The organism is Faecalibacterium hattorii (assembly GCF_003287455.1).
In the GTDB taxonomy this organism is placed as follows: Bacteria; Bacillota; Clostridia; order Oscillospirales; family Ruminococcaceae; genus Faecalibacterium; species Faecalibacterium hattorii.
In genome coordinates this window covers 235,155-259,056 of the sequence record NZ_PRLC01000001.1, presented here as the reverse complement: position 1 = coordinate 259,056, position 23,902 = coordinate 235,155, and the positions used below count along the sequence as shown (strand labels likewise).

The window sequence follows — 23,902 nt, the reverse complement described above, 5'->3', positions numbered from 1 at the left end:
ATTTCTTGGGAAATCTAAAATGTTCCGTCCCAGTATACCACACCCGCGCCCAAAAGGCGAGAGGAAAAGCCGCTTGTCAACGCCCGGCGGGGGTGTTACAATAAGGCTGACGAAACTACGCTGAAAGGGGATAAGGACCTATGGAATTTCGGGATAAACCCATGCAGAACCTCATCCGCATCAAGGAAAAGGACATCTGCAAAAATGTACAGGCTCTGCTGCTGGAGGGCGAGACCATCGTGGGCGCGTACAAGACGGTGCGCGATCAGGCGGTTTTCACCTCCCACCGCATCTTTCTGGTGGATATGCAGGGCGTGACCGGCACCCGGCAGGAGATCTTTGTGCTGCCTTATAAAAAGGTGCTGCACTTCGGCATCCAGACGGCGGGCTTCGGCGACCCGCTGCAAACCTCCGAGCTGACGGTCTGCTTTGCGGACGAGCACGAGGCGAAGTTCGGCTTTATCGGGCAGGAAGAGCTTCTGGCCGTGGCCCGCGCCATCAGCCGCTGCATCCTGTAAGGGCGAAAACGCGCAGAGCGCCCGCTCCGGCTTCTGACCCCGGAGCGGGCGCTCTGCGTTGCTGTAATATGCGAATGAACGAGAAGATGGCTTGGTTTAGCCGGCCACGCGCTCGGTGCGGCCCGCTTCCAGCATATACCGCAGGAAGCCGGTGACGTCGGTGGGGTCAGTCACGGTGATGTCAAAGCCCTTCTTGGGGGCGTTCATCATCCGCAGGATGGAGGATGCCGTCGCATCCTTCTTCAAATCGCAGGTCTTACCGTTGTCCAGATGGAGCAGCACGCTGCCATGGCTGGCGGAAACCTGACGCATGAAACGGTCTTTATCAAAGTATTCGATACGAAGCATAGAAATACCTCCTGTCAGAACTTTTTTTTCTGCACGCCGAACGGCGGGGAAACGATTGTGTTTCACTTCGTTCGGTGTTATACTGAGCTTGGAAGCTCTGATGAAATAATACCACGATTTCGACAGATATGGTAGAACAAAATCGCACCTTTTATACAACAAAATCGGCTTTGACAAAAAATGTTCAAAGTATTGCGGAAAGGAATTGGGCAAAATGGCATATCAAACGAGCTGTGCAACAATCGTCCATGGCAGTGGGATCCACTGCGAGACGGACATCGTGGCCGACGCCGAGGGCCGCGAGCTGGTCCAGCACGGCAGCGCGCTGTTTCCCATCGCGTGCTATGCGGAAGATCTGACCAGCTACTCGGTGGCGTGGCATTGGCACGAGGAGTTTGAGTATATCCTCGCGGTGCGGGGGCCGCTGCAGGTGGATGTGAACAAGACCCGCCTGACCCTGCAGACCGGGCAGGGGGTGTTCCTCAACTCCGGGGCGCTCCACTCGGTCGAACAGGCCGAGCACACGGCTCTGCTCCACTCCGGCGTGTTCCAGCCCCGGCTGGTGGGCGGCATGGATACGATCTTCTGGCAGAAGCTCATCCGCCCGCTGCTGCAGCCCGGTGCCCCGGCCTTTTTCCTGCTGGACGAGGCCGTGCCGTGGCAAAAGCAGGTGCTGGTCTGTCTGCGGGATGCGTGGAAAGAGGTGGCCGATGAGCCTTTCGACTACGAGAACCGGGTGCGGTATCATCTCTCGGCGGCGCTGCGGCTGCTGAGCACCCAGTGCGTCGGCGGGAAGACCAAGGTCTCGGAGCAGGAACAGATCGCCTCCGAGCGGATGAAGCAGATGCTCCGCTACGTGGAGGAACACTACGCCGAGGAGCTGACCGTGGAGAAGATCGCGGGCTGCGTGGCCCTCAGCGAGAGCGCCTGTCTGCGCAGCTTCCGGCAGCTGCTGGGCATCACGCCCATCCAGTACGTCAAGCAGTTCCGGGTGGAAAAAGCTGCGGAGCTGCTCCGCTCCACCCGGCTCAAGACCGGCGAGATCGGGCTGGAATGCGGCTTTTCGGATGGCAGCTATTTTATCAAGACCTTCCGGGAGATCAAGCACTGCACCCCCCGCGAATACCGGATCAGATTTTGTTGAGTTTTCGGAAAAGAGGAAGGAACCACCATGCAGCGTACTTTAACGGAAGGGTCCATCACGCGGAACATCCTGCTGTTCGCCCTGCCTTTGATGTTCGGAACCCTTTTGCAGCAGATGTACAATATCGCCGACACGTGGGTGGTCGGCCGCTTCCTCGGCGCGGATGCGCTGGCGGCGGTTGGCTCCTCCTACACCCTGATGACCTTCCTGACCTCCATCCTGCTGGGCCTTTGCATGGGCAGCGGCGCGGCCATCTCGATGCAGTACGGCAGCGGCGAGGAGGAAAAAATGCGGAACAGCGTGTTCCAGTCCTTCGTGCTCATTGCAGGGATGGCGCTGGCGCTGAACCTGCTGATCTATCTGGGGCTGGGGGGCATTTTGTGGGTGCTGCGGGTCCCGGCGGAACTGCAAGCCCTGATGAAGCAATATCTGGTCGTCATCTTTATGGGCATCTTTGCAACATTTTTGTATAACTATTTCGCGAACCTCCTGCGCGCCATCGGCAACTCCATGGTGCCGCTGATCTTTTTGGCCGTGTCGGCCATCCTGAATGTGGTGCTGGACCTTCTGTGCGTCATCGTGCTGGGGTGGGGCGTCGCCGGGGCGGCGGGGGCCACGGTCTTTTCCCAATATGTGTCGGGCGTGGGCATCGGGCTTTACACCCTGAAAAAGTTCCCCTACCTTTGCCCGCGCCGCGCCGACTGCCGGTGGGACAAGCGGAACCTCGCCACCATCCTGAACCTCTCGGTCATGACCAGCGTCCAGCAGTCCATCATGAACTTCGGCATCCTGATGGTGCAGGGCCTTGTGAACAGCTTCGGCATCGTCATCATGGCGGCCTTTGCGGCGGCGGTCAAGATCGATTCCTTCGCCTACATGCCGGTGCAGGATTTCGGCAACGCCTTTTCCACCTATGTGGCCCAGAACTACGGGGCAGGGAAGAGCGAGCGCATCCGCAAGGGCATCCGCAGCGCCGGGCTGACCAGTGCGGCGTTCTGCATCCTCATCAGCGTGCTGGTCTGGGCCTTTGCCGCGCCGCTCATGGGCATCTTCGTTGACCCCGGCCAAAGCGAGATCATCGCGGCGGGCGTCCACTACCTGCGCATCGAAGGCGCGTGCTATATCGGCATCGGCATCCTGTTCCTGCTCTACGGCTACTACCGGGCGGTCAACAAGCCCATGATGTCGGTGGTCCTGACCATTGCTTCGCTGGGCACCCGCGTGGCGCTGGCCTATCTGCTCTCGGCTACGCCGCTGGGGGTCACGGGCATCTGGCTCAGCGTCCCGATCGGCTGGGCGCTGGCGGACGCCATCGGCATCGGGTACTACCTCAAAACCAAAACGGCATAACGAAACAGCCGGGAGGCGTTCCAAAAGCGGAAGCCTCCCGGCTGTGTTTTTATAAGTTGTGTGCTCCGTCCGGTTACTTGAGCAGGGCGCTGTGGTCTACGCCGTCAATGGTCAATGCCGCACGGGGGCCGGTGTGGGTCCAGACGACGGCCGTTTCATCGGGGGCGTCGGGTTCCGCCGCCAGCAGGGCGTCCACCGAGACCGTGGTGGAGCGGGAGAGCAGGGTGGTGAACACAAGGGTCTTCACGCCCTGCGCCTTCAGGGTGCGGACCATGCCCAGCGTCAGGTGGGCCGAGGTCACGATGCCGTTGGCGCGGATGGTCAGGGTCGTGCCGTTCTGGGTGCAGGTGTGGGTGATCTGCTTGCCCAGAACGTTGGTGACATACAGCCCCTCCACCGTGACCGGGCGCTCCACTTCCACCGAGCCGGTGGAAGGTGCTTCTGCCCCTTCGCTGGGCGTCACGGTCGGCTGGGCGGGCTTTTCGGGTTCGGGTACATCACCGGGCTGGGAAACATCGTCGCCCTTCGCATTGCGGCGGGTGATGGTGGTGCCCACCTGCAAACCGTTAAATGTTTGCTCGGTGTTGTTGGCACCGATGGCCGCATTGCCTTCACCGGCCTTGGCGTCGATGGTTACTTTACCTTCAATGGTGATATCAGCGTCTGCTTCAGGAGCAACATCGCCGTTTTTGTCCGGGAGCGAAGCGCCACTGCCGATAGCGGCACCACCAGCACTGATTACGTTACCGTCGTTATCAACTTCGGGAACACCACCGGTTGCATTGATGGTGGGAGAGCCATCCTTGTTGCTGCGGATAACGATACGGTTCCCGGTGCCATCGTCTTTAGTTTTGGCGTTCGAACCGCCACCGATACCGGCAGCACCAGCGCCACCCTGAGCGTTCTTAATAGTGACATTACCCTCAATGGTAACATCACCGAGGGAGGCATAGCCGCCGCCAATGCCGGCACCATCTGAGCCACCGGTGGCGTTGTCGATGGTCGAATTACCTTCGATCCTGACGGTCACATCGCCGTGAACACCGCTGCCGATACCAGCAGCGCCGTCACTGCCGGTAGAATGATTGATTTGTGCATTATCTTTGATGGTTACAGTGCCGATAGTATCCCAACCACCACCACCAATACCTGCGGATTGAACACCACCTTCGGCATGGTTAATGACAGCATCACCGGAAATGGTTACGTCGCATTTACCAGCATAACCGCCGCCTATACCAGCGCATCCGCCACCGCCGATTGCTTCTTTGATAACTGCGTCGCCAGTAATAGTAACAGTGGAATTGCCACCTGAACCACCACTGCCGATACCAGCACCACCAATCGCACCCTGCTGTTGCCACGGGTCAGTACCGCCAATGGCAGTAATAGTTCCGCCGGAAATCGTAATATCGGCATCGCCGCCGGAACCGCCACCGCCGATACCAGCACCATCGAGTCCGCCTGTAGCAGTAATGGTACCGCCGGTGATTTCGAGCTCACCGGCATCTTCGATATTTCCGCCGCCGATTCCAGCACCTCCGTAATTACCACCGGTGGCAGCCAGCGAACCATTCTTATCCGTGTCAGTGATGGTCAGTGTGCCGCTGGTTTCGTTGCCCTCAGAATCGGTCTCCTTATTATGTTCCAGACCTGCGTGCCAGCCGCCGCTCGTCAGAGTATTATTACCTTTCAGCTCAATGTTCGTATTGCCGCTGCCGGTAACGCTTACAGCGGCTTTGCCTGTATCGCTGGTGTCGATATTGACGTTTTCCAGCGTGACATCTACCGTTTTGCCTTCACCTGCTTCGATCGTTACCGTATGCTCAGACGCAGTAGAAGGTTTGTCGCTTTTAATAACTGTGTCCGTGTCATTCTCTTTTGTCGTACTTCCCTGTGTGACATTGTTGCCGTTTTCACCAGCCGAAATCGTGATGTCACCATTTTCGATGAACCAGTCTTGGGCAAAGGCGGGGAGCGTCATCCCGACCACAAGGGCGGCGGTGAGGGCGAGGGCGGCGGCGCGCTTTCCGGTGGAGCGGCGGGCTGTTTTGACCGCAGAAACCGGGCTGTGCCCCAGAACACGCATGGCGAGTTTGCGATAAGAGATCATAAGTAGTACCTCCTTACAAAACTTCAAATCCGGTAAAACATGGGCTTGTGCTTGTAAGAAAATTATACCACTCTCCGGGGGGGGGTGCAAGCAAAACTGCGTGAAAGGGGGTGTTTCCTGCGTGAAAAGCGGAAAATTGGCAAAAATTACCTAAAAACCGCCAGAATTTTTACTTCCAGCCCCGTGCTGTGGGGTCCAGCATTTCGGCGGCGGAGTAGACCAGCGCGTTGCAGATGGCGGCGGCCACGTTGCTGCCGCCCTTGCGGCCCATGGCTGCGATGGCGGGCACGCCGTAGGTCTCGCAGACGGCGAAGAGCCGCTCCTTGCTCTCCACCACGTTCACAAAGCCCACCGGCACCCCGATGACCAGCGCGGGCCGCAGCCCGGCCTCGATCAGCTCGGCAATGGTCAAAAGGGCCGTGGGCGCGTTGCCAACGGCGAGGATGGCGCCGGGGTGCTCCGCCACCGCCCGGTGCATGGAAGCCACGGCGCGGGTGGTGCCAGCCGCTTTGGCCGCGGCGGCGACCTCTGGCTCCGCCATGTAACAGAGCGCACTGCTGCCCAGCTTTTTCAGGCCCGGCTTCGTGATGCCCGCCAGCGCCATGTTGGTGTCGGTGACGATGGGGGTCCCGGCGCGGAGCGCGGCCACCCCCGCCGCCACAGCCCCCGGCGTGAAGCGGAGGTTCTTGGCGTAATCAAAATCCGCCGTGGTGTGGATGACCCGCTTGACCACCGGGGCTGTCTCCGGCGGCGGGGTCAGGCCCAGTTCGGCCAGCTCGGCGGTGATGATGGAAAGGCTCGTCCGCTCAATGTCGGCGGGCAGATGATGTTGTGGGGTCATAGCTGCTCCTTTCGGGCAAGGCCCATGGCGGCATACAGGGCGTCCATGTCCAGCGCCTTGCGCACCCCCTCGGCCAGAAGGTCGAATTGCTGCTGGCGGTACTGCTCCATGGGCATCAGGGCGGCGGTGTCGGGGGCAATGCCCTTCCGCGCGCACAAAGCGGCCACCAGCTTTTCGGTCAGCTCGCCGGTGTCGAACAGGCCGTGCAGATAGGTGCCAAAGACCCTATCCTGCACACAGCCTTCGGGGGTGCCGTCCTCCTGTGTGCAGAAGGGGAGGCCCTCCACCTCGGTGCGGCCGGTGTGGATCTCGTAGCCCGTCAGCGCGGCCCCGGCAAAGGGGGCGGCGGTGGCTTCTGCCGTGACCTGCGCCCGCCGCTTCCGGGCGGTGAAGGTGGTGCGGGTGGGCAGCAGCCCCAGCCCGCGCAGGGTCTGGGCGCGGCCGCTCTCGGTGCCGTCGGGGTCGGCGAGGGTCTGCCCCAGCATCTGATAGCCGCCGCAGACGCCCAGCACGGGGGTGCCCCGCGCGGCCAGCTTGAGCAGCGCCGGTTCCAGCCCGGACTGCCGCAGCCAGAGCAGGTCGTCCACGGTGTTCTTGGTGCCGGGCAGGATCACAAGGTCCGGCGTGCCGAGGGTGTGGGCGTTTTGTACATACCGCACGCCCAGAAGCGGGTGCTGTTCCAGCGGCATGAAGTCGGTAAAGTTCGAGATATGGGGTAGGCGGAGGATGGCGATATCCAAGGGCTTGACGGTCTTGCCGGTCTCCAGCCGCTCGGAGAGGGAGTCCTCGTCCTCGATGTCCACCTTCAGGTAGGGTACCACGCCCAGCACGGGCAGATGGGTCTTTTCCTCCAGCATGGCAAGGCCGGGGCGGAGGATCTCCACGTCCCCACGAAATTTATTGATGATAAGGCCCTTGATGCGGGCACGCTCGTCGGGTTCCAGCAGCTCCACGGTGCCGTAGAGCTGGGCGAAGACGCCGCCGCGGTCGATGTCGCCCGCCAGCAGCACCGGCGCGTCCACCAGCTTCGCCAGCCCCATGTTCACGATGTCGTCGGCCTTCAGGTTGATCTCCGCCGGGCTCCCGGCCCCTTCGATCACGATGATGTCCACGGCTTCGGCAAGGCTGTTGTAGGCCGCGAGAATGTCCGGGATGAGGGATTTCTTCATTTTGAAGTAGGCGGCGGCGGGCATCTGGCCCCGCACTTCGCCGTTTACGATGACCTGACTGCCCACGTCGCTGCTGGGCTTGAGCAGGATGGGGTTCATCCGCACGTCGGGCTCGATGCCCGCCGCTTGGGCCTGTACCACCTGCGCCCGGCCCATTTCCAGCCCGTCGCGGGTGACAAAGCTGTTCAGCGCCATGTTCTGACTTTTGAAGGGGGCGGTGCGGTAGCCGTCCTGCGCAAAAATGCGGCAGAGCGCCGCGCAGAGCAGACTTTTGCCCGCGCCGCTCATGGTTCCCTGCACCATGATGCAGCTTGCTTTGCTCATCGGATCACCTCCGCAAGGGTCTTCAGCAGTCGTTCGTTTTCAGGCCCGGTGCGCACGGCGGTGCGATACCAGCTGGCGTCAAGGCCGGGGTAATTCGCGCAGCTGCGCAGAACCACGCCCTTTTGCCGCAGCGCCTCGCCCAGCGTCTCCGGCCCTTGGAAAAGCAGATAGTTTGCCCGGCCCTCCAGCACCCGCAGCCCCAGCGCCCGCAGCCCGGCGGTCAGCCGGGGGCGCTGTTCGGCGAGGAGGGCGCGGACCCGGTCCACATAGACCGTCTCGTCCAGCGCGGCCAGCCCCGCCGCTTGGGCAAGGCTGGAAACGCCCCACGGCTGCCCGGCGGCACCCATGGCGTCCAGCAGGGCGGGGTCTGCACTCAAAGCGTACCCCAGCCGGACGCCCGCCATGCCGTAGAGCTTGGTGAAGGCCTTTAAGATCAGCAGATTCCCGCTGCCCAGCAGGGGCTTTGCGGTGAGCGAAGCGTGGTCGGGCAAAAAATCGAGGAAACATTCGTCCAGCAAAAGAAGCGCCCCGCAGGCGGTGCACTTCTCCAAGATGCGGGCCACAAGGGCGGGGGGCGTCAACTGGCCGGTGGGGTTGTTGGGCTGGCAGAGGAACACCATGTCCACGCTGTCATCGATGGCGCCGCAGAAGGCCTCCGTCACCGCGAAGTCGTCGGCCTCCCGCAGAAAATAGCGCTCCACCGTGCAGCCGACCGTTTCAAGTGCGGCGGCATATTCCGCAAACGTGGGGGCCGTGACCAGCGCCTTGCGGGGGCGCTTGGCCCACACCAGCCGGAAGATCAGGTCTGCCGCGCCGTTGCCGCAGAGGAGCTGTTCCGCCGGAACGCCCTCGTGTGCGGCCAGCTTTTCCCGCAGGGCGCGGCAAAAAGGGTCGGGGTAGCGGTCCGCCGTGGCAAGGGCTGCGGTGATGGCCTTGGCCACCCCCTCCGGCAAGCCCAGCGGGCTGACATTGGCCGAAAAATCCAGCGGGTCGCGGCCAAACTCGGCGCGGTAGCCCGCCCAGTCGCCGCCATGTACGAATTGCATGGAAACATCTCCTTCCGCAACGCATGATTGAAAGGGCGGGCCTGTCACAAAATCGCCCGCACCGCCAGCCCAACTGCCAGCGCCAGCACACTTTCGGCGTACATCATCCGGTTGGCGCGGCGGATGTCCTCCGGCTCAATGGGCCGGAGCGGGTCGCCGATGGTGGGTTTTGCGTAATACTCGCCGAAATAGTAAGCGGGCCCGGCCAACTGGACGCCCAGCGCCCCGGCACAGGCGCTCTCGGTCTGGGCGCTGTTGGGGCTGGCGTGGCAGCGCCGGTCCCGCCGCCAGATGCGCCATGCGCCCTTCGGGCTGTTCCCGGTCAGGGCCGCAGCGGCGCACCAGAGCAGCCCGGCCAACCGGCTGGGCAGATAGTTTGCCGCATCGTCGAGTTTTGCGGCGGCGCGGCCAAAGTAAAGGTACTTCTCGTTTTTGTAGCCCAGCATACTGTCCATCGTGTTGATGGCCTTGTAGGTCAGTGCCAGCGGGGCACCGCCAAGGAGCATATACAGCAGCGGCGCAATGACGCCGTCGCTGGCGTTCTCGGCCACAGTCTCCACGGCGGCTTTGGTCACCCCTTCCAGCGTCAGGTTCTGGGTGTCCCGCCCCACGATGCGGCTGACCGCCTTGCGGGCGGCGGGCAGGTCGGGCTTGATGAGCGCGCGGTAGACGTTGGTGCTCTCCTGCGCCAGACCCTTCGCGGCCAGCGCCTGTCCGCACCAGAACATCTGCACCGCCAGCCCCAGCCATGGGCTGAGCTTTGCCGCGCCGAGGCAGACGAGGCTGGTGAGCAGAAAGGTGCCCACGGGCAGGGTGAAAGCCACCACCGCCCCGCCCAGCAGCTCCCCCTGCGGCGTTTGGGGCAAGCGGGCCCGCAGCCGCTTTTCCAGCGCCGAGATGGCTTTGCCCATCAGTACGACGGGGTGGGGGAGCCATGGGGGGTCGCCGAAAAGGGTGTCCAGCACAAAGCCCCCCAGAACTGCTTCGCCGATCATCGGGCTGCCTCCTTTGTGTACTGCACCGTTTTCACAAGGTGCAGGATGCGGTGCGCGGCCCAGTCGCGGGCGTCCAGCAGATAGCCGCCCGCGTTGGGGGCGCACCAGTGGTAATAGTCCTCGTGGGGCAGGGCGTAGCGCTCCATCGCCGCCATTTGGGTGCCGCCGTGGGCGAGGATGACCAGCGTCTCTTCGCCGTCGGCCAGCGCCTTGTCCACCAGCGCGGAAAATGCCCGGCAGACCCGCGCGGAGAAGAGTGCCTTCGTCTCGCCGTCGGGGCAGGGACTTTCGCAGTTGGCGTCCACCCATGCCAGATAGTCGGGGTCGTGCTCCATCTCGATGAAATTGCGGCCCTCGAAGCTGCCAAAGCACATCTCCTGCAGGCCGCGCACCTCCACGAGGTCGGCCTCCGGGAAGAGCACTTCGGCGGTCTGCCGGGTGCGGCAGAGGGGCGTGATGTAGACGGTTTTCGGCTGGATGTCGGCCCGGCAGAGCTGGGCCCGGCCTTCGGGCGAGAGCGGGATGTCCCGCTGGCCCTGATAGCGCTTTTCAGCGTTGTAGGCGGTCAGCCCGTGGCGCAGCAGATAGATCAGCATGGGGGCAGTTCTCCTTTCAGAATGGTGGGGATGCCGCAGAACATCTGTACGACGCATTGGGCCCGGCTGGCCAGCAGACAGGCCAGCCGCCCGGCAGCTTCCCGCGCGGCCCGCTCCCCGGCGTCCACGGGGACCACGCCGCCGCCCACCTCGGTGGCGATCACGATATCATAGGCGGCGAGTTTGTCCGCGAGTTTCTCCAGATCGTCCGCATCCTTTGCAAGGTTCTGCACCTCGGCGATGCGGGTGCCCGGCAGGGCGTTTGCAAAGGTGCGCTTGCCGCTGTACAGCGGCCCGGTGATGAAGATCATAACAGCCCTCCCCATTGGCACGCACACAGTGCCGCCAGCATCCACAGCTCGGCTTTCTGCAAAAACCACCCGGCCAGATCGCCGGTGATGCCGCCAAACTGCTTTTTAGAAACAACGTAATAACGAACAAAGACAAGAACCGCCGCCAGCGCCAGCCCCCAGCCGCCCAGTACCGTCAGCGCGGCGCAGAGGGCGAAGGCCAGCCCGAACAGAACGCTGCGGACAGTCTTGCGGTCCGCCGCTGAAGCAAAGGTGTGGGCGAGGCCGGTGTTCTTCGCCATGGGGAAGGCGGCCACGGCAAGGCCGGAAAGTGCCCGCTCCAGCACCAGCGCCAGCGTCCAGAGGAACCCTGTGCGCGGGGTAAACTGCACGGCGGTGCACAGCGCAAAATAAGCGAGGAAATAACTGCACAGTCGGATCACGGCAAAGGCCCCGCAGTGGGGGTCCTTCAGGATTTCCAGTTTCTTTTCCCGGTCGCCGTAGCTGGAAAGGGCGTCGCAGGTGTCGGCGTAGCCGTCCAGATGGATGCCGCCCGTGACCCAGACCGGGAGCAGACAGAACCCGCCCGCTTTCACCAGCGCCGGGAGCGGCAAGGCCCCGCACAGGGACCACAGCCCGCCGATGACCAGCCCGATGAGGGGGAAGGCGCACATCGCGTACCGCATATTCTTTTCGTTCCACTGGAACTGCGGCACCGGTACAGCGGAAAACATCGCAAAAGCCACCGCAATGGTCTGGAAAAAGATCATGATTTCGCTCCTTTATAAGAGACCGGGATGCCGCACACCACCCGCACCACAGCGTCGGCGCGGGCCGCCAGCCCATTGTTGACCTGCGCCAGCGCTTTCAGGTAGCGGTCGGTGTCGCCCGCATAGCCGGCCCCGCCGCTGAACACCTCGTTCGAGACGACGATGAGGTGTTCGCATTGCGCGGCCAATTGGGAAAGCCCATCCAGAATGGCCGAAGCGGCGGCTTCGCCCGCACCGGCGGGGTCATACAGTTCGTTGGCGGTCAGGTTGCCGAGGTCTTCCAGCAGGGCGGTGCCCCGCGCGGGGAGCCGGACGGCGTCAAGATGCAGCGGGCACTCCACGGTCTCAAACTGCTTTTTGGCCCGCATTTGGCGGTGCTTTTCCACCCGCGCGGCACACTCGGCGTCCCACACCTGCATGGTGGCGAGGTAATAGCGGGGAAGAGCTGTTTTCAGCACCAGCGATTCGGCGTATTCGCTTTTTCCGCTGGCCGCGCCGCCCAGCACCAGCGTCAGCATTGGGGAGTATACGGCGTGATGCCGCCCTCCGCGAAGGAATAACAGTGGTCATAAACGGCTAGCGCCATATCCCACAGCGGGATGGAAGCCACCGCGCCGGTGCCCTCGCCGAGGTGGAGCCCAGCGGTCAGGAGCGGGGCCTTGCCCAGTGCCTCCAGCACCAGCCGCGCCGCCGGTTCGGAGGAACAGTGGCTGGCGAAAACGGCCTTGGCAGCGGCGGGGCAGAGCCGCACGGCACAGAGCGCCGCGACCCCGCTGATGAAGCCGTCCATCAGGACGGGGATCCCTTCCAGCGCCCCGCCGAGGAAAACGCCGCACAGGCCCGCAAGGTCGAACCCGCCAAGCTTCGCGAGGACGTCGAGGGGGTCAGCGGCGTCGGGCGTGTTGACCGCGATGCCTCGGCGGATGGCGTCCATTTTGCGGGCAAGCCCCTTATCGGAGAGGCCCGCGCCCCGGCCGGTCATGGTTTCGATGGGCTGGCCCAGCAGCACCGCCGCCACCGCGCTGGAGGTGGTGGTGTTGCCGATGCCCATCTCGCCGGTGGCCAGCAGTTGCACGCCCTGCGCCTTCTGGGCACGGACGAGGGCGATGCCCGCCGCGATGGCGTCGATCGCTTCGGCGCGGGTCATGGCAGGGCCTTGGGTGAAGTCCTGCGTCCCGGCGGCGATGCGGCAGTTGACCACACCGGGCACCGAGTCCCCGGCCATGCCCATGTCCACGGGCACGACCTCGCACCGGGCCGTTTTGGCCATCTGGCAGACACTGGTCCGCCGGGCAGCAAGGTTTTCGGCCACGGCGCGGGTCACGCTCTGGTCGGTCTGGCTCACGCCCTGCGCCACCACGCCGTTGTCGGCGCAGAGCACCAGCACGGCCCGGCGGGAAAGATCAAGCTGGGCCGTGCCGGTCAGCGCGGCGGCTTCTTCCAGCAGCGTTTCCAGCGCACCGAGGCCGCCCAAGGGTTTTGCGAGGCTGGCCCAGTGGGCGTGGGCGGCGGCACGGGCCGCTTCGTCGGGCGGGGTGATGGTGGAAAGAAGCTGGTTCAGTTCCGGTTCTGTCATGGGTTCGGCTCCTTTTGAAGATAAGATCGGGCGGCGGTCACGAACCGCCGGGGCAGGGAAGTGCCCGCCCAATACAAATGCGGGAAGCCCGCATAGAAATGCTCATTTGCAAAGCCGCAGGGCCAGCTCCGGCCATCGGCTTTCCGAGCGGTGAAGGCGTCGCCGTTCGCGGTGGTGTCCCAGTGGTGGAACTCGTGGACGGGGAGTGCTTCGCCGCGGCGGAACAGCATACTGTCCGCCTGTGCGGTCAGGGCGGCGTAGCCGAACCGCACGAGTTTGCCGACCCGGAAGCCCTGCCCCGGCAGCACGCCCGCCATGGGATAGGCGGTGCCGTCGGCATCTTCCAGCGACTGCCCCAGATAGAGGAAGCCGCCGCATTCGGCCACGGTGGGAAGACCGCGCTGGATGGCGGCGCAGAGGACGCAGCGCAGCGGTTCGTTCTCACGCAGCGCCTTGGCGTGCAGTTCCGGGTAGCCGCCCGGCAGGTAAACCCCGCCGATGCTCTCCGGCAGGGCGGTATCGTGCAGGGGGCTGAAAAAGACAAGCTCAGCGCCCGCCGCCCGCAGCGCGTCCAGCGTCTCGGCATAGGTGAAGCAGAACGCTTCGTCCTTTGCCACCGCGATGCGCACCGTCGGCGAGGCAGGGGTCAGAAAATCGGGCAGGGGCGAAACGGGGGCGGGAAGGCTCGTCAAAGCGAGGAGCCGCTCCCAGTCCAGCGTGGCGGAAACTGCTTCGGCGAGACGCTCGATCTTTTCCTGTAGACCGGAAACTTCCTCCGCCGTTTTCAGCCCCAGATGGCGGCTCTCCACAACGGCGTCGGGCAAATGGGGCAGATAGCCCAGCACGGGCAGCCCAGTCTCCCGCTCCAGCAGGGGGGCAAGCAGTTGGTGCAGACGGGGGGAGCAGTCGTTGAGGAGGATGCCCGCCAGATGACTCGGCGTCCGGAAATTTTTCAGCCCGTTGATCTGAGCCGCCAGCGTCACACTGGCCCCTTTGGGCTGGACCACCAGCAGAACGGGGAGGCCAAGGGTATCCGCCAGCGCCCACGCGCTTGCGGCGGTGGTACAGTTGAGCCCGTCATAAAAGCCCATGGCTCCCTCGCAGAGGGCGGCCCCATGCCCGGCGGCATAGTGGGCGTACAGGGCCCGCACCGTGTCTGGCGCAGAGAAGAACAGGTCGAGGTTGTGGCTGTCCACCCGGAGAGCGGAGCGGTGGAACATCGGGTCGATGTAGTCGGGCCCGGATTTGAAGGCGCAGGGCCAAAACCCACGCTTCTTCAGCGCCGCCAGCAGGGCACAGGTCAGGGTGGTCTTTCCGCTGCCGGAAGCGGGGGCTGCAAGGACGAACTGGATCATTTTCGTTCCCCCGTGATCAGAAAAATGGGGTTGTTGGCCATCAGGAGATGGAGCTTGCCCGCCGGTCTGGTGCGGCTGACGGCAAGCTGGGTTACTTCGGCGGTTTGTCCATGAGCCGCCAGCGCCGCAATGGCCGCACTCAGGGTCTCCAGCGCAATGGCGGAGATGCACAGGCGGGCGTTCGGGTTCTTGGCAAGGGCGGCGTTTACCACCTCGGCCATGCTGCCTTTGGTGCCGCCGATGAAGACGGCGTCCGGTGCGGGCAGGTCGGCCAGAACCTGCGGGGCGGTCCCCTCGATCAGGGACAAATTATAGGCGTGGAATTTCTCCCGGTTCTGGCGGATGAGGGCACAGGCGTCGGGGGCACATTCCACCGCGTAGACATGCCCGCGCGGTGCGGCCAGCGCCAGTTCGACGCTGACGCTTCCGGTCCCGGCCCCGACATCCCAAAGGGTATCTGTAGGCCGGACAGCCAGCTTCGCCAGTGCGGCGGCGCGGACTTCCTGCTTCGTCATGGGGACCTCTCCCCGGATGAAGGCATCATCCGGGAAGCCGGGGGCCCGCCGGGCAGGGAGAACGGTGTGCTCGATGAGCAGAACGCTCAGAGGGGCACAGGCGTTTGCGGCAAGGGCCTGCGCCGTGCCGAATGCCAGATGTTCCTGCGGTGTACCGAGGTTTTCACCTATGATCGCATGGGCGTCCCCAAGGCCCGCATCGGCCAGTTTGGCGCAGAGGGTGGCGGGCGTTTCGGTGCCGCCGGTCAAGAAGAACACCGGGCGGCCTTCGGCGGTCAGGCACTCGGCTGCCGGGTCACAGGCACAGCCGTGGGCCGAGACGAGCTTCCAATCCTTCCACGGGCGGCCAATGGCCGCAGAGAGAAGCTGCACGCTGGAAATACCGGGCAGCACCCGCGCCGAAATGCCGAAGGCCCGCAGCATGGGCAGCAGCTTGGAAGCACCGGAATAAAACCCGGTGTCGCCGCTGTAAAGAAGGGCCGCATTTGCTGCCGGAAACTCGGAAAGGCAGGACAAAATATCCTCCGGTTTATAGAGGGCTTTCCGGTTCTCGGTGCAGCCGGTGGGCAGATGCTCCAGCAGCCGTTTTGCCCCGATGATGAGGTCGGCGCTCTGCAGGGCAACAAGCCCCTGCGCCGTGAGCAGTTCCGGTGTGCCGGAACCCATCCCGATCAGTGTGACCATCCCAAAGCCTCCTTGCAGCGTGCCAGAATTTGTGCGGCAGTTTCTCCGTTTTCGGCCGGGCGGCGGAGCACCACGAGCTGTGCGCCCATGTCCTGCGCGGCCTGTGCCTTTTCGGCAAAGCCGCCCGCTGCGCCGCCGTCCTTTGTGACGAGGAAACGGATGTGGAACTGCTCCATCAGTGCCCGGTTCAGCGCGTAGGAGAAGGGCCCCTGCATCGCAAGGATGTTTTTGTGGGGAATGTGAGCGGCTTCACAGGCGGCGATGCTGTCCAGCGTGGGCAGAACGCGGGGGAACAGCCGCGCCGGGTCGATGCGGGAAAAGGCGGCAAGCTCCTTGGCCCCGGTGGCCAGCAGGACATTGCCCTGTGTTCCGGCGAGAAACTCCGCCGCGTGCATGGCCGACTGGAACACCATGCTTCCTGCTGGGAGGGGGCTTTCGGCCCGCAGCAGCCGGTGGTATTCGATCTGCGCCGTTTTGCACGCCGCCGCAATGTTTTTGGTGGCATCCACTGCGTAGGGATGGGTGGCGTCCACGCAGAGGTCGGCCCCTTTCAAAAGGTCGGCCATTTCCTCCGGTGTCAGCCGCCCGCAGTGCACTGTGATGCCGGACAAACTGCCCTGCTCCTCGGCCCCCAGCGGGGTCGCCACGCTGACAAGGACGTCCGCCCCCAGCGCGGCCAGCTCTTTGGAAAAAATGCGGCCCTCGGTGGTGCCGCTGAAGACGACTGTTTTCATCCGCGATACCCCCTCGGTGTAACCATCCGGCCGCTGAGCTGTTTTGTCTCCGCGTTGCCGATGAAGACGGTGGTGAACATATCCACCGGGGTATGTTCCATCTGGGCCAGCGTCAGGACGCGGTGGGTCTGGCCCTCCCGCCCGATGTTCCGCACCAAGCCGCAGACGGTCTGGGGCGGTTTGCCGTGTTCCAGCAGGATGCGGACCGCTTTTTCAAGGTAGTCCGGCCGCCCCTTGGAGGAGGGGTTGTACAGCGCGATGCAGAAATCGCCCATGGCTGCCGCTGCCAGCCGCCGCTGGATGACCGCCCACGGGGTGAGCCGGTCGGAGAGGGAAAGCACGCAGAAATCATGGGCCAGCGGTGCCCCCAGAACGGCCCCGCCGCTGAGGGCGGCGGTCAGGCCCGGCACCACTTCCACGGCGACATCGGGAAACCGCTCGGCCAGTTCCAGCAGAGGGCTGGACATCCCGTAAACGCCTGCATCGCCGGAGCAGATGAGGGCGACGGTCTTGCCGCTTTGCGCCGTTTCCAGCGCCCAGCGGCAGCGGTCCAGCTCCTTGGTCATGCCGGTGGCGTAATATTCCTTTTCCGGGTAATAGGGGCGCACGAGATCCAGATAGACCGTATAGCCGCACAGCACCTCGGCTTTTTGCAAGGCACTCTGCGCCTGTGCGGTCAGAAACTGCGGGTCGCCGGGGCCAAGGCCGACCACGAACACGGTATTATTCATGCTGCCACCTCCAATCTGGGGCATAGGGGCGGAGCGCCAGCGCAAAGGTCACGCCGCCGCCCGCCTGTTTCGGGATGCGGAGGGGTCCGCCCGCCGCCAGCACAGCCGCCCGCTCGCACACATTGTCCACGCCGGTAACGCTTTGAACAAAGTGCGAGGGCGTAAAGGTGCCGGGCGCGGCTTGGAGCTGCGCGGCGGAATAAAAGGAAACCTTCCACCGGTGCGCTTGGCAGAACGCCAGCAGCCCGGCTTCGTTTTGTTTCAGGTCGATGCTGGCGGCGGCGCAGATGCAGGCAGGGGCAAGGCCGTGGATTTCGCAGAACGCGGCAAAAGCTGCTTCCAACTGTTCGATGGTGGTGCCGCGCTTGCAGCCGACGCCCAGCACGCCGATGCGGGGGACAAGGTGCAGCGCATTCCCGGCAGGGAAAAGGGTCAGGGCGAAGTCTGCTGCGTCCTGCGTTTGGGTCGGAATTACCCCCGCAGGAGCCGCGCCGGGAAGGGGAAATTCCGACCAGACGGAAGCGGTCTGTCCGGCCAGCAGTTTCCCACTGACGGCCTTGATCCGCGCCGGTTCCAACACCTGACAATTTTGATGCTTCGCCCACTCGTCCACAGCGAAAATCCCGTTGGCATCCGTCGCCGTGGTGATGACCGGCACCGCCCCACAGAGCGCAGAAAGCTGGCGTGCCAGATCGTTGGCCCCGCCCAAATGGCCGGACAAGATTGGCACCGCGAAGCGTCCGTATTCGTCCAGCACGACCACGGCGGGGTCGCTGGCTTTGCTTTGGCAATGGGGCGCAATGGCCCGCACCGCAATGCCGATGGCTCCCACAAATACCAAGGCATCCGAGCGGACAAACTCCGCCGCTGTCCACTGGGCTAAGGTCGGCCCGCCATGGCCGCAGCGGGTCACGCTGCCGGGCAGGGAAGCGGCCAGTTTTTCGGCCAGCCGCAGTCCCCTTTCGGTGAAGGCGGCGTAGGCGGGGGTCACCGGTCGGCTCCTTTGCGGAACGCGGTGGTAAAGGCGGGGTCGTAGAGCTTGCTGCGCTCGTACCGGGTGCCGAGAAAATCCCCCACCACGATGAGGGCGGTTTTGGTGATGCCGTTCCGGCGGGTGCTCTCGGCCAGTGTTCCGACGGTGCAGCGCACGATTTTCTGCTCCGGCCAGCTTGCCTTATAGACCACGGCGGCAGGGGTGGCGGAGGTGTAAGCGCCCTGCAGCAGCGCTTCCTGCACCTTGTCAATGAGGCCGATGGAGAGGAAGATCACCATGGTCGCCCCGTGGGAAGCAAGGCTTGCCAGCTTTTCCTTTTCCGGTACGGGGGTGCGGCCCTCCATCCGGGTGATGATGACGGTCTGGCTGACGGTGGGCAGGGTGTACTCGGCGTTCAGGGCCGCCGCCGCCCCGCAGAAGCTGGAAACGCCGGGGGTATCATCGTAGGAAATTCCGGCAGCGTCAAGGGCGTCCATCTGCTCCCGGATGGCACCGTAAAGACAGGGGTCGCCGGTGTGGAGCCGCACGGTGGTCTTGCCCGCCGCTTCCGTCTGCCGCATGACGTCGAGCACCTGTTCCAGCGTCATCTCGGCGCTGTTGTAAAGGACGCAGCCGGGCTTTGCCAGCCCCAGCAGGGCGGGGTTCACAAGGCTCCCTGCATAAATGATGCAGTCTGCTCCTTGCAGAAGGGCGGCTCCGCGCTGGGTGATAAGGTCCGGCGCACCGGGTCCGGCTCCGACAAAATGTACCATAATGCGTTACTCCTTCCAGTGCTGCAATAACTGTGCGGCGGCTTCGGTCTGGCCCAGCGGGCCATTCTGGTTTGAAAACAGGATCGCCCCCACCCGGAACGCTCCTGCCGCGCGGCGGTCAAGGTGGAGCTGGATGGCGGAAAGCAAGCTTTTCAGCACCGGTTCTCGCAGCCCGGCAGCGTCTAATATCTCCAGACAGGCGTCGGTGGTGGCGGCGTCCATCAAAGAAGCGCAGACTTCACGGGGCGCGCCGCAGAGGGCCGCATGGGTGCAGAACAGCTCCGTACGGCAGTCGGCGGTGTGGGAGTGGGTGTTCATGATGCCGCCCGCCAGCTTGACGAGCTTGCCCACATGGCCCACCAAAAGCACCTCCTCGAATCCGGCGGCAGCGGCCATATCCAGCGTGTCACCGATGAAGTTTGAGGTCTTCACCACCGGGAGGACGGCAAATTCCGGGTAAGTTCCGTGGAGGTAGTCCAGCCCGTAGTTGCCGGGCGCAAGGATGAGCCGCCGGGGGCCGGGGGCTGCTTTGGCCCGCAGGGCGGCTTGGTTCATTTCCAGCTGGATGGTGTCCAGAATGGCCTGTTGGCTCATGGGCTCCACGATGCCGCTGGTGCCCAGCACAGACAGCCCGCCCTCGACCCCGATGTGGGGGTTGAAGGTGCGCTTGGCTACCTCTTCGCCGCCCTTGATGGAGAGTGTCACAGCAAAGCCGCCGGTGTAACAGGCATTTTCGGCCTCTCGTTTCAGCGCCTCGGCGATCATCTGACGGGGGACATGGTTGATGGCGGCTTCTCCGACCGGCTGGTCGAGGCCGGGCTTTGTCACCCGGCCTACTCCTTTGCCGCCGGAAATGCGGATGTCCGTGGTGTCGGGCAGCAGGGCGACAGAGGCGATCACCGGCAGCCCGGTGGTCACGTCCACATCGTCGCCGCCGTCCTTTTCGATGGCACATTCGGCCCCGGCGTCCGTTTTGCGGCAGAACAGGGGGGCCACTTCCACCACGATGCCCTTCGGGGTGCGGAGGGCGACGGTCTCCGGGGGGGTCCCGGTCAGCAGCAGCCGGGCTGCCCCCGCCGCCCCCAGCGCTGCGCAGGTGCCGGTGGTGTAGCCGCAGCGCAGCAGCTTCTGCCCGCTGCGGACGTAGTGCTCAAACTTGGGCTTCGGAGGCTTTGGGGGACCGAACAGGGCTTCGTACTGCTCCCGGCTCAGGTCGTAAAGGGCTTGGATGTTCTCCGGCGCAAAGGCTTCTTTGGCCGTCAGCACGCCGGAAACGCCCTGCGGTGAGACGCAGACCACTGCATCCGCGATCTTCTGGGCCATGTCCAGCTCGTGCAGACTGACGATGACGGCAAGGTGCTGCTGGTGGGCCAGCTTTTGCAGGATGGTCAGCAGCTCGATCTTGCCCTTGATGTCCAGAAACGAGGTGGGCTCGTCCAGCAGGAGGATCTCCGGCTGCTGGCAGATGGCGCGGGCCAGCAGGATGCGCTGGCGCTGGCCGTCGCTGATGCAGTTGAAGTCCCGATCGGCAAGGTGGGAAGCCCCCACCAGCGCAAGGGCGTCCCGCACGGCCTGTTTGTCCGCTTCGGAAAGGATGCCCAGCCGCCCGGTGTAGGGGATGCGCCCCGCCGCCGCAAACTCGAAGCAGGTGGTCAGCTCGGTGCGGCGGGTGTGGGGGAGCATCAGGGCCAGCCGCTGTGCGCGGGCAGTGCCGGTGTAGGCGGCAAGGTCTTGGCCGCCCAGCAGCACGGTGCCGCCGAGGGGGGCCAACTGCCCGGCCAACGTTTTGAGCAGCGTGGATTTGCCCGCGCCGTTCGGGCCGATGAGGGTCAGGATCTGCCCGCGCCGGACGCCGAGGGCGATGGCCTCGGCCAGCGGTGCTTTGCCGTAGCCCATGGCTAAATTTTGCGTTTCGCAGAAAAAATCGTTCATCGTGCGCCCTCCTGATCCCGGCGGACGAGCAGCCCGATGACCACCGGCGCGCCGAACACCGCTGTCACCGCGCTGATGGAAAGCTCAGTGGGGGCGAACAGGCTGCGGGCGATGAGGTCACAGAGCAGACAGAACGCCGCGCCGCCGAGGCAGCACCCCGGCAGGACATAGAGGGGCTTTGCGCTGCCCAGCAGCTGCTTGACGAGGTGGGGTACCGCAATGCCCACAAAGGAGATGGGCCCGGCAAAGGCGGTGACACAGGCGGCCAGCAAGCTGGAAAGCAGAACCAGCGCGCGGGAAAACCGCTTGACGTTGACCCCGACGCTCTGGGCATAGGCTTCCCCCATCTGGTAGGCGGACATGGGTTTCGAAAGGCAGAACGCCGCCGCCAGCACGGGCAGCACCACCAAGGCGGCGGCCCGGACGTTGCCCCACGTCATACCGGAAAAGCTGCCCTGCGACCAGTTGTGGAGGTTGACGATGTTTGAATCCTGCGCAAAGGCCACCACGAATTCGGTGATGGCGGAACAGATGTAACCGATCATGATGCCGCAGATGACGAGGATGCTCATCCGCTGCACCCGGCGTGCCACGGCCAGCACAAAGGCCATGGCGGCCATGGCCCCCGCAAAAGCGGCGAGGATGAGGGTGACGGAATTGGTCAGCAGCCCCCGGTTCAGGAAGACCACCATGACCAGCGCCACGGCCAGCTTGGCCCCGCTGGAGATGCCCATGACGAAGGGGCCTGCGATGGGGTTGGCGAAAAAGGTCTGGAGCAGGTAGCCCGCCGCCGAAAGCGCCGCCCCCAGCAGCACGACCATGACCGCGCGGGGAAGGCGGAGCTGGGTGATGATGCCGACGGACAGGGCGTCCTGCCCGCGGCCCAGCAGTGCCGAGACCACGGCTCCCGGCGTCAGCGCCACGCTGCCCCAGAAGATGTTCGCGGCGAAGAGGATCACCAACAGGAGCGCCAGAAGCAGATAGGCTGCGGCAAGGCGTTTTTGGCTTGTCATGAGCGGCTCCTTTCGTCAGGTCACGTGGGTGAGGAATTGCAGGTCGGCGGGGGCATCTTCGGTCAGGACGCGGTGGAGGTCCACCACGAAATCGGCCAGCTCCATGCTCTGCTGGAAAAAGCTCTGGGTGGTGCACCAGACATCGCCGTTCTGCACGGCCTTGAACTCGGCCAGCAGGGGGCACTTGGCCACCAGCTCGTCGATGGTGGAGACAACGCCCTCAATGGTGCTGTTGTAGAGCAGCACGTCGGCATCCTTGGCCCCAGCGTAGAAATCTTCCAGCGGGAGGTTCATGGTGGAAAGGCTGTTGCCGCTGTCGGTCAGGTCGGAAAAGACGTAATCGCCGCCCGCCAGTTCGATCATCTGGGACACATAGTCGCCGCCCTTGCGGACATTGGCGAGGTCGTTGGCCGTGATGGAGAAAAAGGCGCAGGTCTTGCCGGTGGGCGCTTGGTCGGCCAGCACGGCGATGCGCTCGGCCTGTGCGGCGAACAACTGCTCGGCCAGCTCCTCTTTGCCCAGCAGGATGCCCCAGAATTTGATCCACTCCATCCGGGCGAGGGGGCCGCTCTCGTAGCTGGAGCGTTCCACCAGCGCCGGAATGCCGAACCGTTCCAACTGCTCCTTGACCTCCGGGGTGTGGAAGATCATGGTGTTCTCAATGGCGAGGCTGCAATTGGCGGCTAAAATCTGCTCGTAGTCCGGGGCGCTGTACTTGCCCGCGTAGGCGATGCGTCCGGCTTCCATGGCGGTTTTGGCGTCGTCGAGGTACCAGCCCTCGGCTTTGGTGCCGGAAAGAGTGATGGTGTCCAGCGCGTCGAGGTGGATAAACAGATCCATGACCGATGTAGAGACGAGGTAAATGTTCTGCACCGGCTGGCGCAGGACAGTCACGCCGTCGGGGAGGGCGTCCACTTCGGCGGCATCCTCCGGAACGACAAGGAACTTCTGATCCGAATCGGGGAGGGAGAGCAGGGTATAACCCCCCTCGTAGCAGTCGGCTGTGAACTGGGCCGCGTAGTCCAGAGGGTAGCTGTGGCTGAACACCAACTTGTCCGTATTGGCGGGGGCGGACTGCGCTGCGCAGCCGCTGAGCAGAAGGGCAGAGACGGGAAGGACTTTCAGAAAATTGCGACGTGAGATCATATCAGTTCAGGGTAAAGGTCAGGGTGTACTCGATCTCGTGGGGGGTGCTCATGGCAACGGTATCCGCCACGACGGAGAGGGGAGTGCCCAGCGCAGCCACGGGGATCTCAAAGGTGGAGTTGCCCTCGGTGTTGGTGGGCAGATACTTCTCGCCGTCCACGATCATATAATCGTAGTTGGGGCTGCTCCAGACGATCCCAGCGGTCATCCTGCCGTCCGCGACGGTCAGGGCAGCGGGGCTGTCCACGCTGGCGCGGCCGGAACCGCCCTCCAGCACGACATTGACGCTGTACTCGCCGTCCGCAGGGGTCTCCGCGGCCTCTTCGGCCTTGGGCTCTGCGTTGCGGACACTGACGGTGTGGTCGTACCACTTGCCCTTGGTGCCGAGGATGGCGAGGGCAAAGTCCTCGTCTACGGCGGTCAGGGGGATATCGTAGCCGTACACCTCTTCGGTGGTGCCGTCGGAGTAGGTCACGGTGTCGGTGGTGGGGAGCAGCCAGTCGGCCTTGTTGGCGTCGGCATCGGCCGCGCTGCCCAGATACAGGTTGACGATCTTCTTGGAAGCAAGGCTGACGTGGAAGGTCATCTGGCCGTCTTTCACGGTCAGGGTGCCCTTGCCATCACAGGCTTCGTTGGTGTGGACCATGCTGCTGTCGGTCTCGAAGTCGGCGGTGTAGATGCCGTCCGGCAGGGTGGCAGCGGCCTCCGAAGCAGCCTCCGAGGTCGCGGCCACGGAAGAAGCAGCCGAAGACGCAGCCTCCGAGGCCGCGGCGGAGCTTGCGGTGGAGGAAGAAGCACCGCAGCCGGTGAGGGCGGCGGCCAAAATCAGGGTTGCGGCGGAAAGCGTAAGAAACTGTTTGCAGCGCATCGATCAAATACCTCAAAAAATCAAAATTTCAGATGGGTGGGAGCCTCCTCCTCATGCGGGGGCGGCTCCCATAAAAATTGCCCGAAAAGATTTCTCCC

25 protein-coding genes and 1 pseudogene are annotated in these 23,902 nt (G+C 63.9%); 4 read left to right on the top strand and 22 right to left on the bottom strand.

Features of this window, described 5'->3' with window-relative positions:
* The first annotated feature begins 140 nt into the window (after positions 1-140).
* The gene (locus tag C4N23_RS01280; protein WP_055191015.1) at positions 141-518 is read left to right on the top strand and encodes a PH domain-containing protein; all 378 of its coding nucleotides are present in this window, start codon (positions 141-143) and stop codon (positions 516-518) included.
* A 96-nt stretch (positions 519-614) separates the two neighbouring features.
* On the opposite strand, the gene C4N23_RS01275 is transcribed toward C4N23_RS01280, so the two are convergent.
* Complete coding sequence (locus C4N23_RS01275; protein WP_055191013.1) at positions 615-866, bottom strand: hypothetical protein; 252 nt, start codon at positions 864-866, stop codon at positions 615-617.
* Positions 867-1,080: 214 nt separating this feature from the next.
* Here C4N23_RS01275 and C4N23_RS01270 point away from each other — a divergent pair, with 214 nt between their 5' ends.
* Both C4N23_RS01270 and C4N23_RS01265 read left to right on the top strand, forming a co-directional pair.
* Positions 1,081-2,010 (top strand): helix-turn-helix domain-containing protein, encoded by a 930-nt coding sequence (locus tag C4N23_RS01270; protein WP_112143511.1) that lies wholly within the window; start codon positions 1,081-1,083, stop codon positions 2,008-2,010.
* A 27-nt stretch (positions 2,011-2,037) separates the two neighbouring features.
* Positions 2,038-3,360, top strand: a complete 1,323-nt coding sequence (locus tag C4N23_RS01265; protein WP_112143509.1) for an MATE family efflux transporter — start codon at positions 2,038-2,040, stop codon at positions 3,358-3,360.
* 73 nt (positions 3,361-3,433) lie between these two features.
* Here C4N23_RS01265 and C4N23_RS13935 read toward each other — a convergent pair whose 3' ends face one another.
* Positions 3,434-4,390 (bottom strand): hypothetical protein, encoded by a 957-nt coding sequence (locus C4N23_RS13935; protein ID WP_181567053.1) that lies wholly within the window; start codon positions 4,388-4,390, stop codon positions 3,434-3,436.
* 6 nt (positions 4,391-4,396) lie between these two features.
* Here C4N23_RS13935 and C4N23_RS13930 point away from each other — a divergent pair, with 6 nt between their 5' ends.
* Positions 4,397-4,675 (top strand): hypothetical protein, encoded by a 279-nt coding sequence (locus C4N23_RS13930; protein ID WP_181567052.1) that lies wholly within the window; start codon positions 4,397-4,399, stop codon positions 4,673-4,675.
* A gap of 138 nt (positions 4,676-4,813) precedes the next feature.
* On the opposite strand, the pseudogene C4N23_RS14425 reads toward C4N23_RS13930, so the two are convergent.
* The 20 genes and pseudogenes from C4N23_RS14425 to C4N23_RS01165 form a co-directional block, all read right to left on the bottom strand.
* Positions 4,814-5,344: pseudogene (locus tag C4N23_RS14425) on the bottom strand (hypothetical protein); the annotation flags it as partial.
* Between the two features lie 298 nt (positions 5,345-5,642).
* Positions 5,643-6,314 carry a precorrin-8X methylmutase gene (locus tag C4N23_RS01255; RefSeq protein ID WP_112143505.1) on the bottom strand — a complete coding sequence of 224 codons (672 nt, stop codon included), beginning with the start codon at positions 6,312-6,314 and terminating at the stop codon, positions 5,643-5,645.
* A complete protein-coding gene (locus C4N23_RS01250; protein ID WP_112143503.1) occupies positions 6,311-7,807 on the bottom strand; it encodes a cobyric acid synthase in 1,497 nt (498 codons plus the stop codon). The genes C4N23_RS01255 and C4N23_RS01250 overlap by 4 nt, the downstream gene beginning before the upstream one ends.
* A complete protein-coding gene (locus tag C4N23_RS01245; protein ID WP_112143501.1) occupies positions 7,804-8,853 on the bottom strand; it encodes a pyridoxal phosphate-dependent aminotransferase in 1,050 nt (349 codons plus the stop codon). Before C4N23_RS01245 ends, C4N23_RS01250 begins: the two co-directional genes overlap by 4 nt.
* A gap of 44 nt (positions 8,854-8,897) precedes the next feature.
* On the bottom strand, positions 8,898-9,848 hold the full coding sequence (gene cbiB, locus C4N23_RS01240) for an adenosylcobinamide-phosphate synthase CbiB (RefSeq protein WP_112143499.1): 951 nt from the start codon (positions 9,846-9,848) through the stop codon (positions 8,898-8,900).
* Entirely contained in the window at positions 9,845-10,444 is a 600-nt protein-coding gene (locus tag C4N23_RS01235) for a histidine phosphatase family protein (protein ID WP_112143497.1), read from the bottom strand. Before C4N23_RS01235 ends, cbiB begins: the two co-directional genes overlap by 4 nt.
* The gene (locus tag C4N23_RS01230; protein WP_055188509.1) at positions 10,438-10,755 is read right to left on the bottom strand and encodes a bifunctional adenosylcobinamide kinase/adenosylcobinamide-phosphate guanylyltransferase; all 318 of its coding nucleotides are present in this window, start codon (positions 10,753-10,755) and stop codon (positions 10,438-10,440) included. The genes C4N23_RS01235 and C4N23_RS01230 overlap by 7 nt, the downstream gene beginning before the upstream one ends.
* Positions 10,752-11,504, bottom strand: coding sequence for an adenosylcobinamide-GDP ribazoletransferase (locus C4N23_RS01225; RefSeq protein WP_112143495.1), 753 nt, complete (start codon positions 11,502-11,504; stop codon positions 10,752-10,754). Before C4N23_RS01225 ends, C4N23_RS01230 begins: the two co-directional genes overlap by 4 nt.
* Positions 11,501-12,022, bottom strand: coding sequence for a bifunctional adenosylcobinamide kinase/adenosylcobinamide-phosphate guanylyltransferase (locus C4N23_RS01220; RefSeq protein WP_112143493.1), 522 nt, complete (start codon positions 12,020-12,022; stop codon positions 11,501-11,503). Before C4N23_RS01220 ends, C4N23_RS01225 begins: the two co-directional genes overlap by 4 nt.
* A complete protein-coding gene (cobT, locus tag C4N23_RS01215; RefSeq protein WP_112143491.1) occupies positions 12,016-13,080 on the bottom strand; it encodes a nicotinate-nucleotide--dimethylbenzimidazole phosphoribosyltransferase in 1,065 nt (354 codons plus the stop codon). The genes C4N23_RS01220 and cobT overlap by 7 nt, the downstream gene beginning before the upstream one ends.
* Positions 13,077-14,435 (bottom strand): cobyrinic acid a,c-diamide synthase CobB, encoded by a 1,359-nt coding sequence (locus C4N23_RS01210; protein WP_112143489.1) that lies wholly within the window; start codon positions 14,433-14,435, stop codon positions 13,077-13,079. Before C4N23_RS01210 ends, cobT begins: the two co-directional genes overlap by 4 nt.
* Positions 14,432-15,634 carry a precorrin-6y C5,15-methyltransferase (decarboxylating) subunit CbiE gene (gene cbiE / locus C4N23_RS01205; protein ID WP_112143487.1) on the bottom strand — a complete coding sequence of 401 codons (1,203 nt, stop codon included), beginning with the start codon at positions 15,632-15,634 and terminating at the stop codon, positions 14,432-14,434. The genes C4N23_RS01210 and cbiE overlap by 4 nt, the downstream gene beginning before the upstream one ends.
* The gene (gene cobK / locus C4N23_RS01200) at positions 15,622-16,368 is read right to left on the bottom strand and encodes a precorrin-6A reductase (protein ID WP_112143485.1); all 747 of its coding nucleotides are present in this window, start codon (positions 16,366-16,368) and stop codon (positions 15,622-15,624) included. Before cobK ends, cbiE begins: the two co-directional genes overlap by 13 nt.
* The gene (cobJ, locus tag C4N23_RS01195) at positions 16,365-17,099 is read right to left on the bottom strand and encodes a precorrin-3B C(17)-methyltransferase (RefSeq protein WP_112143483.1); all 735 of its coding nucleotides are present in this window, start codon (positions 17,097-17,099) and stop codon (positions 16,365-16,367) included. Before cobJ ends, cobK begins: the two co-directional genes overlap by 4 nt.
* Positions 17,092-18,090, bottom strand: coding sequence for a cobalt-precorrin 5A hydrolase (locus tag C4N23_RS01190; protein WP_112143481.1), 999 nt, complete (start codon positions 18,088-18,090; stop codon positions 17,092-17,094). Before C4N23_RS01190 ends, cobJ begins: the two co-directional genes overlap by 8 nt.
* On the bottom strand, positions 18,087-18,845 hold the full coding sequence (gene cobM / locus C4N23_RS01185; RefSeq protein ID WP_112143479.1) for a precorrin-4 C(11)-methyltransferase: 759 nt from the start codon (positions 18,843-18,845) through the stop codon (positions 18,087-18,089). Before cobM ends, C4N23_RS01190 begins: the two co-directional genes overlap by 4 nt.
* A 6-nt stretch (positions 18,846-18,851) precedes the next feature.
* Positions 18,852-20,777, bottom strand: coding sequence for a cobalt-precorrin-5B (C(1))-methyltransferase CbiD (gene cbiD / locus C4N23_RS01180; protein ID WP_112143477.1), 1,926 nt, complete (start codon positions 20,775-20,777; stop codon positions 18,852-18,854).
* Complete coding sequence (locus C4N23_RS01175; RefSeq protein WP_112143475.1) at positions 20,774-21,790, bottom strand: FecCD family ABC transporter permease; 1,017 nt, start codon at positions 21,788-21,790, stop codon at positions 20,774-20,776. Before C4N23_RS01175 ends, cbiD begins: the two co-directional genes overlap by 4 nt.
* A 15-nt stretch (positions 21,791-21,805) precedes the next feature.
* On the bottom strand, positions 21,806-22,936 hold the full coding sequence (locus C4N23_RS01170; RefSeq protein WP_112143473.1) for an ABC transporter substrate-binding protein: 1,131 nt from the start codon (positions 22,934-22,936) through the stop codon (positions 21,806-21,808).
* Position 22,937: 1 nt separating this feature from the next.
* Positions 22,938-23,804: an iron transporter gene (locus tag C4N23_RS01165; protein ID WP_112143471.1), complete on the bottom strand. Its 867-nt coding sequence runs from the start codon at positions 23,802-23,804 to the stop codon at positions 22,938-22,940.
* Positions 23,805-23,902 lie beyond the last annotated feature (98 nt).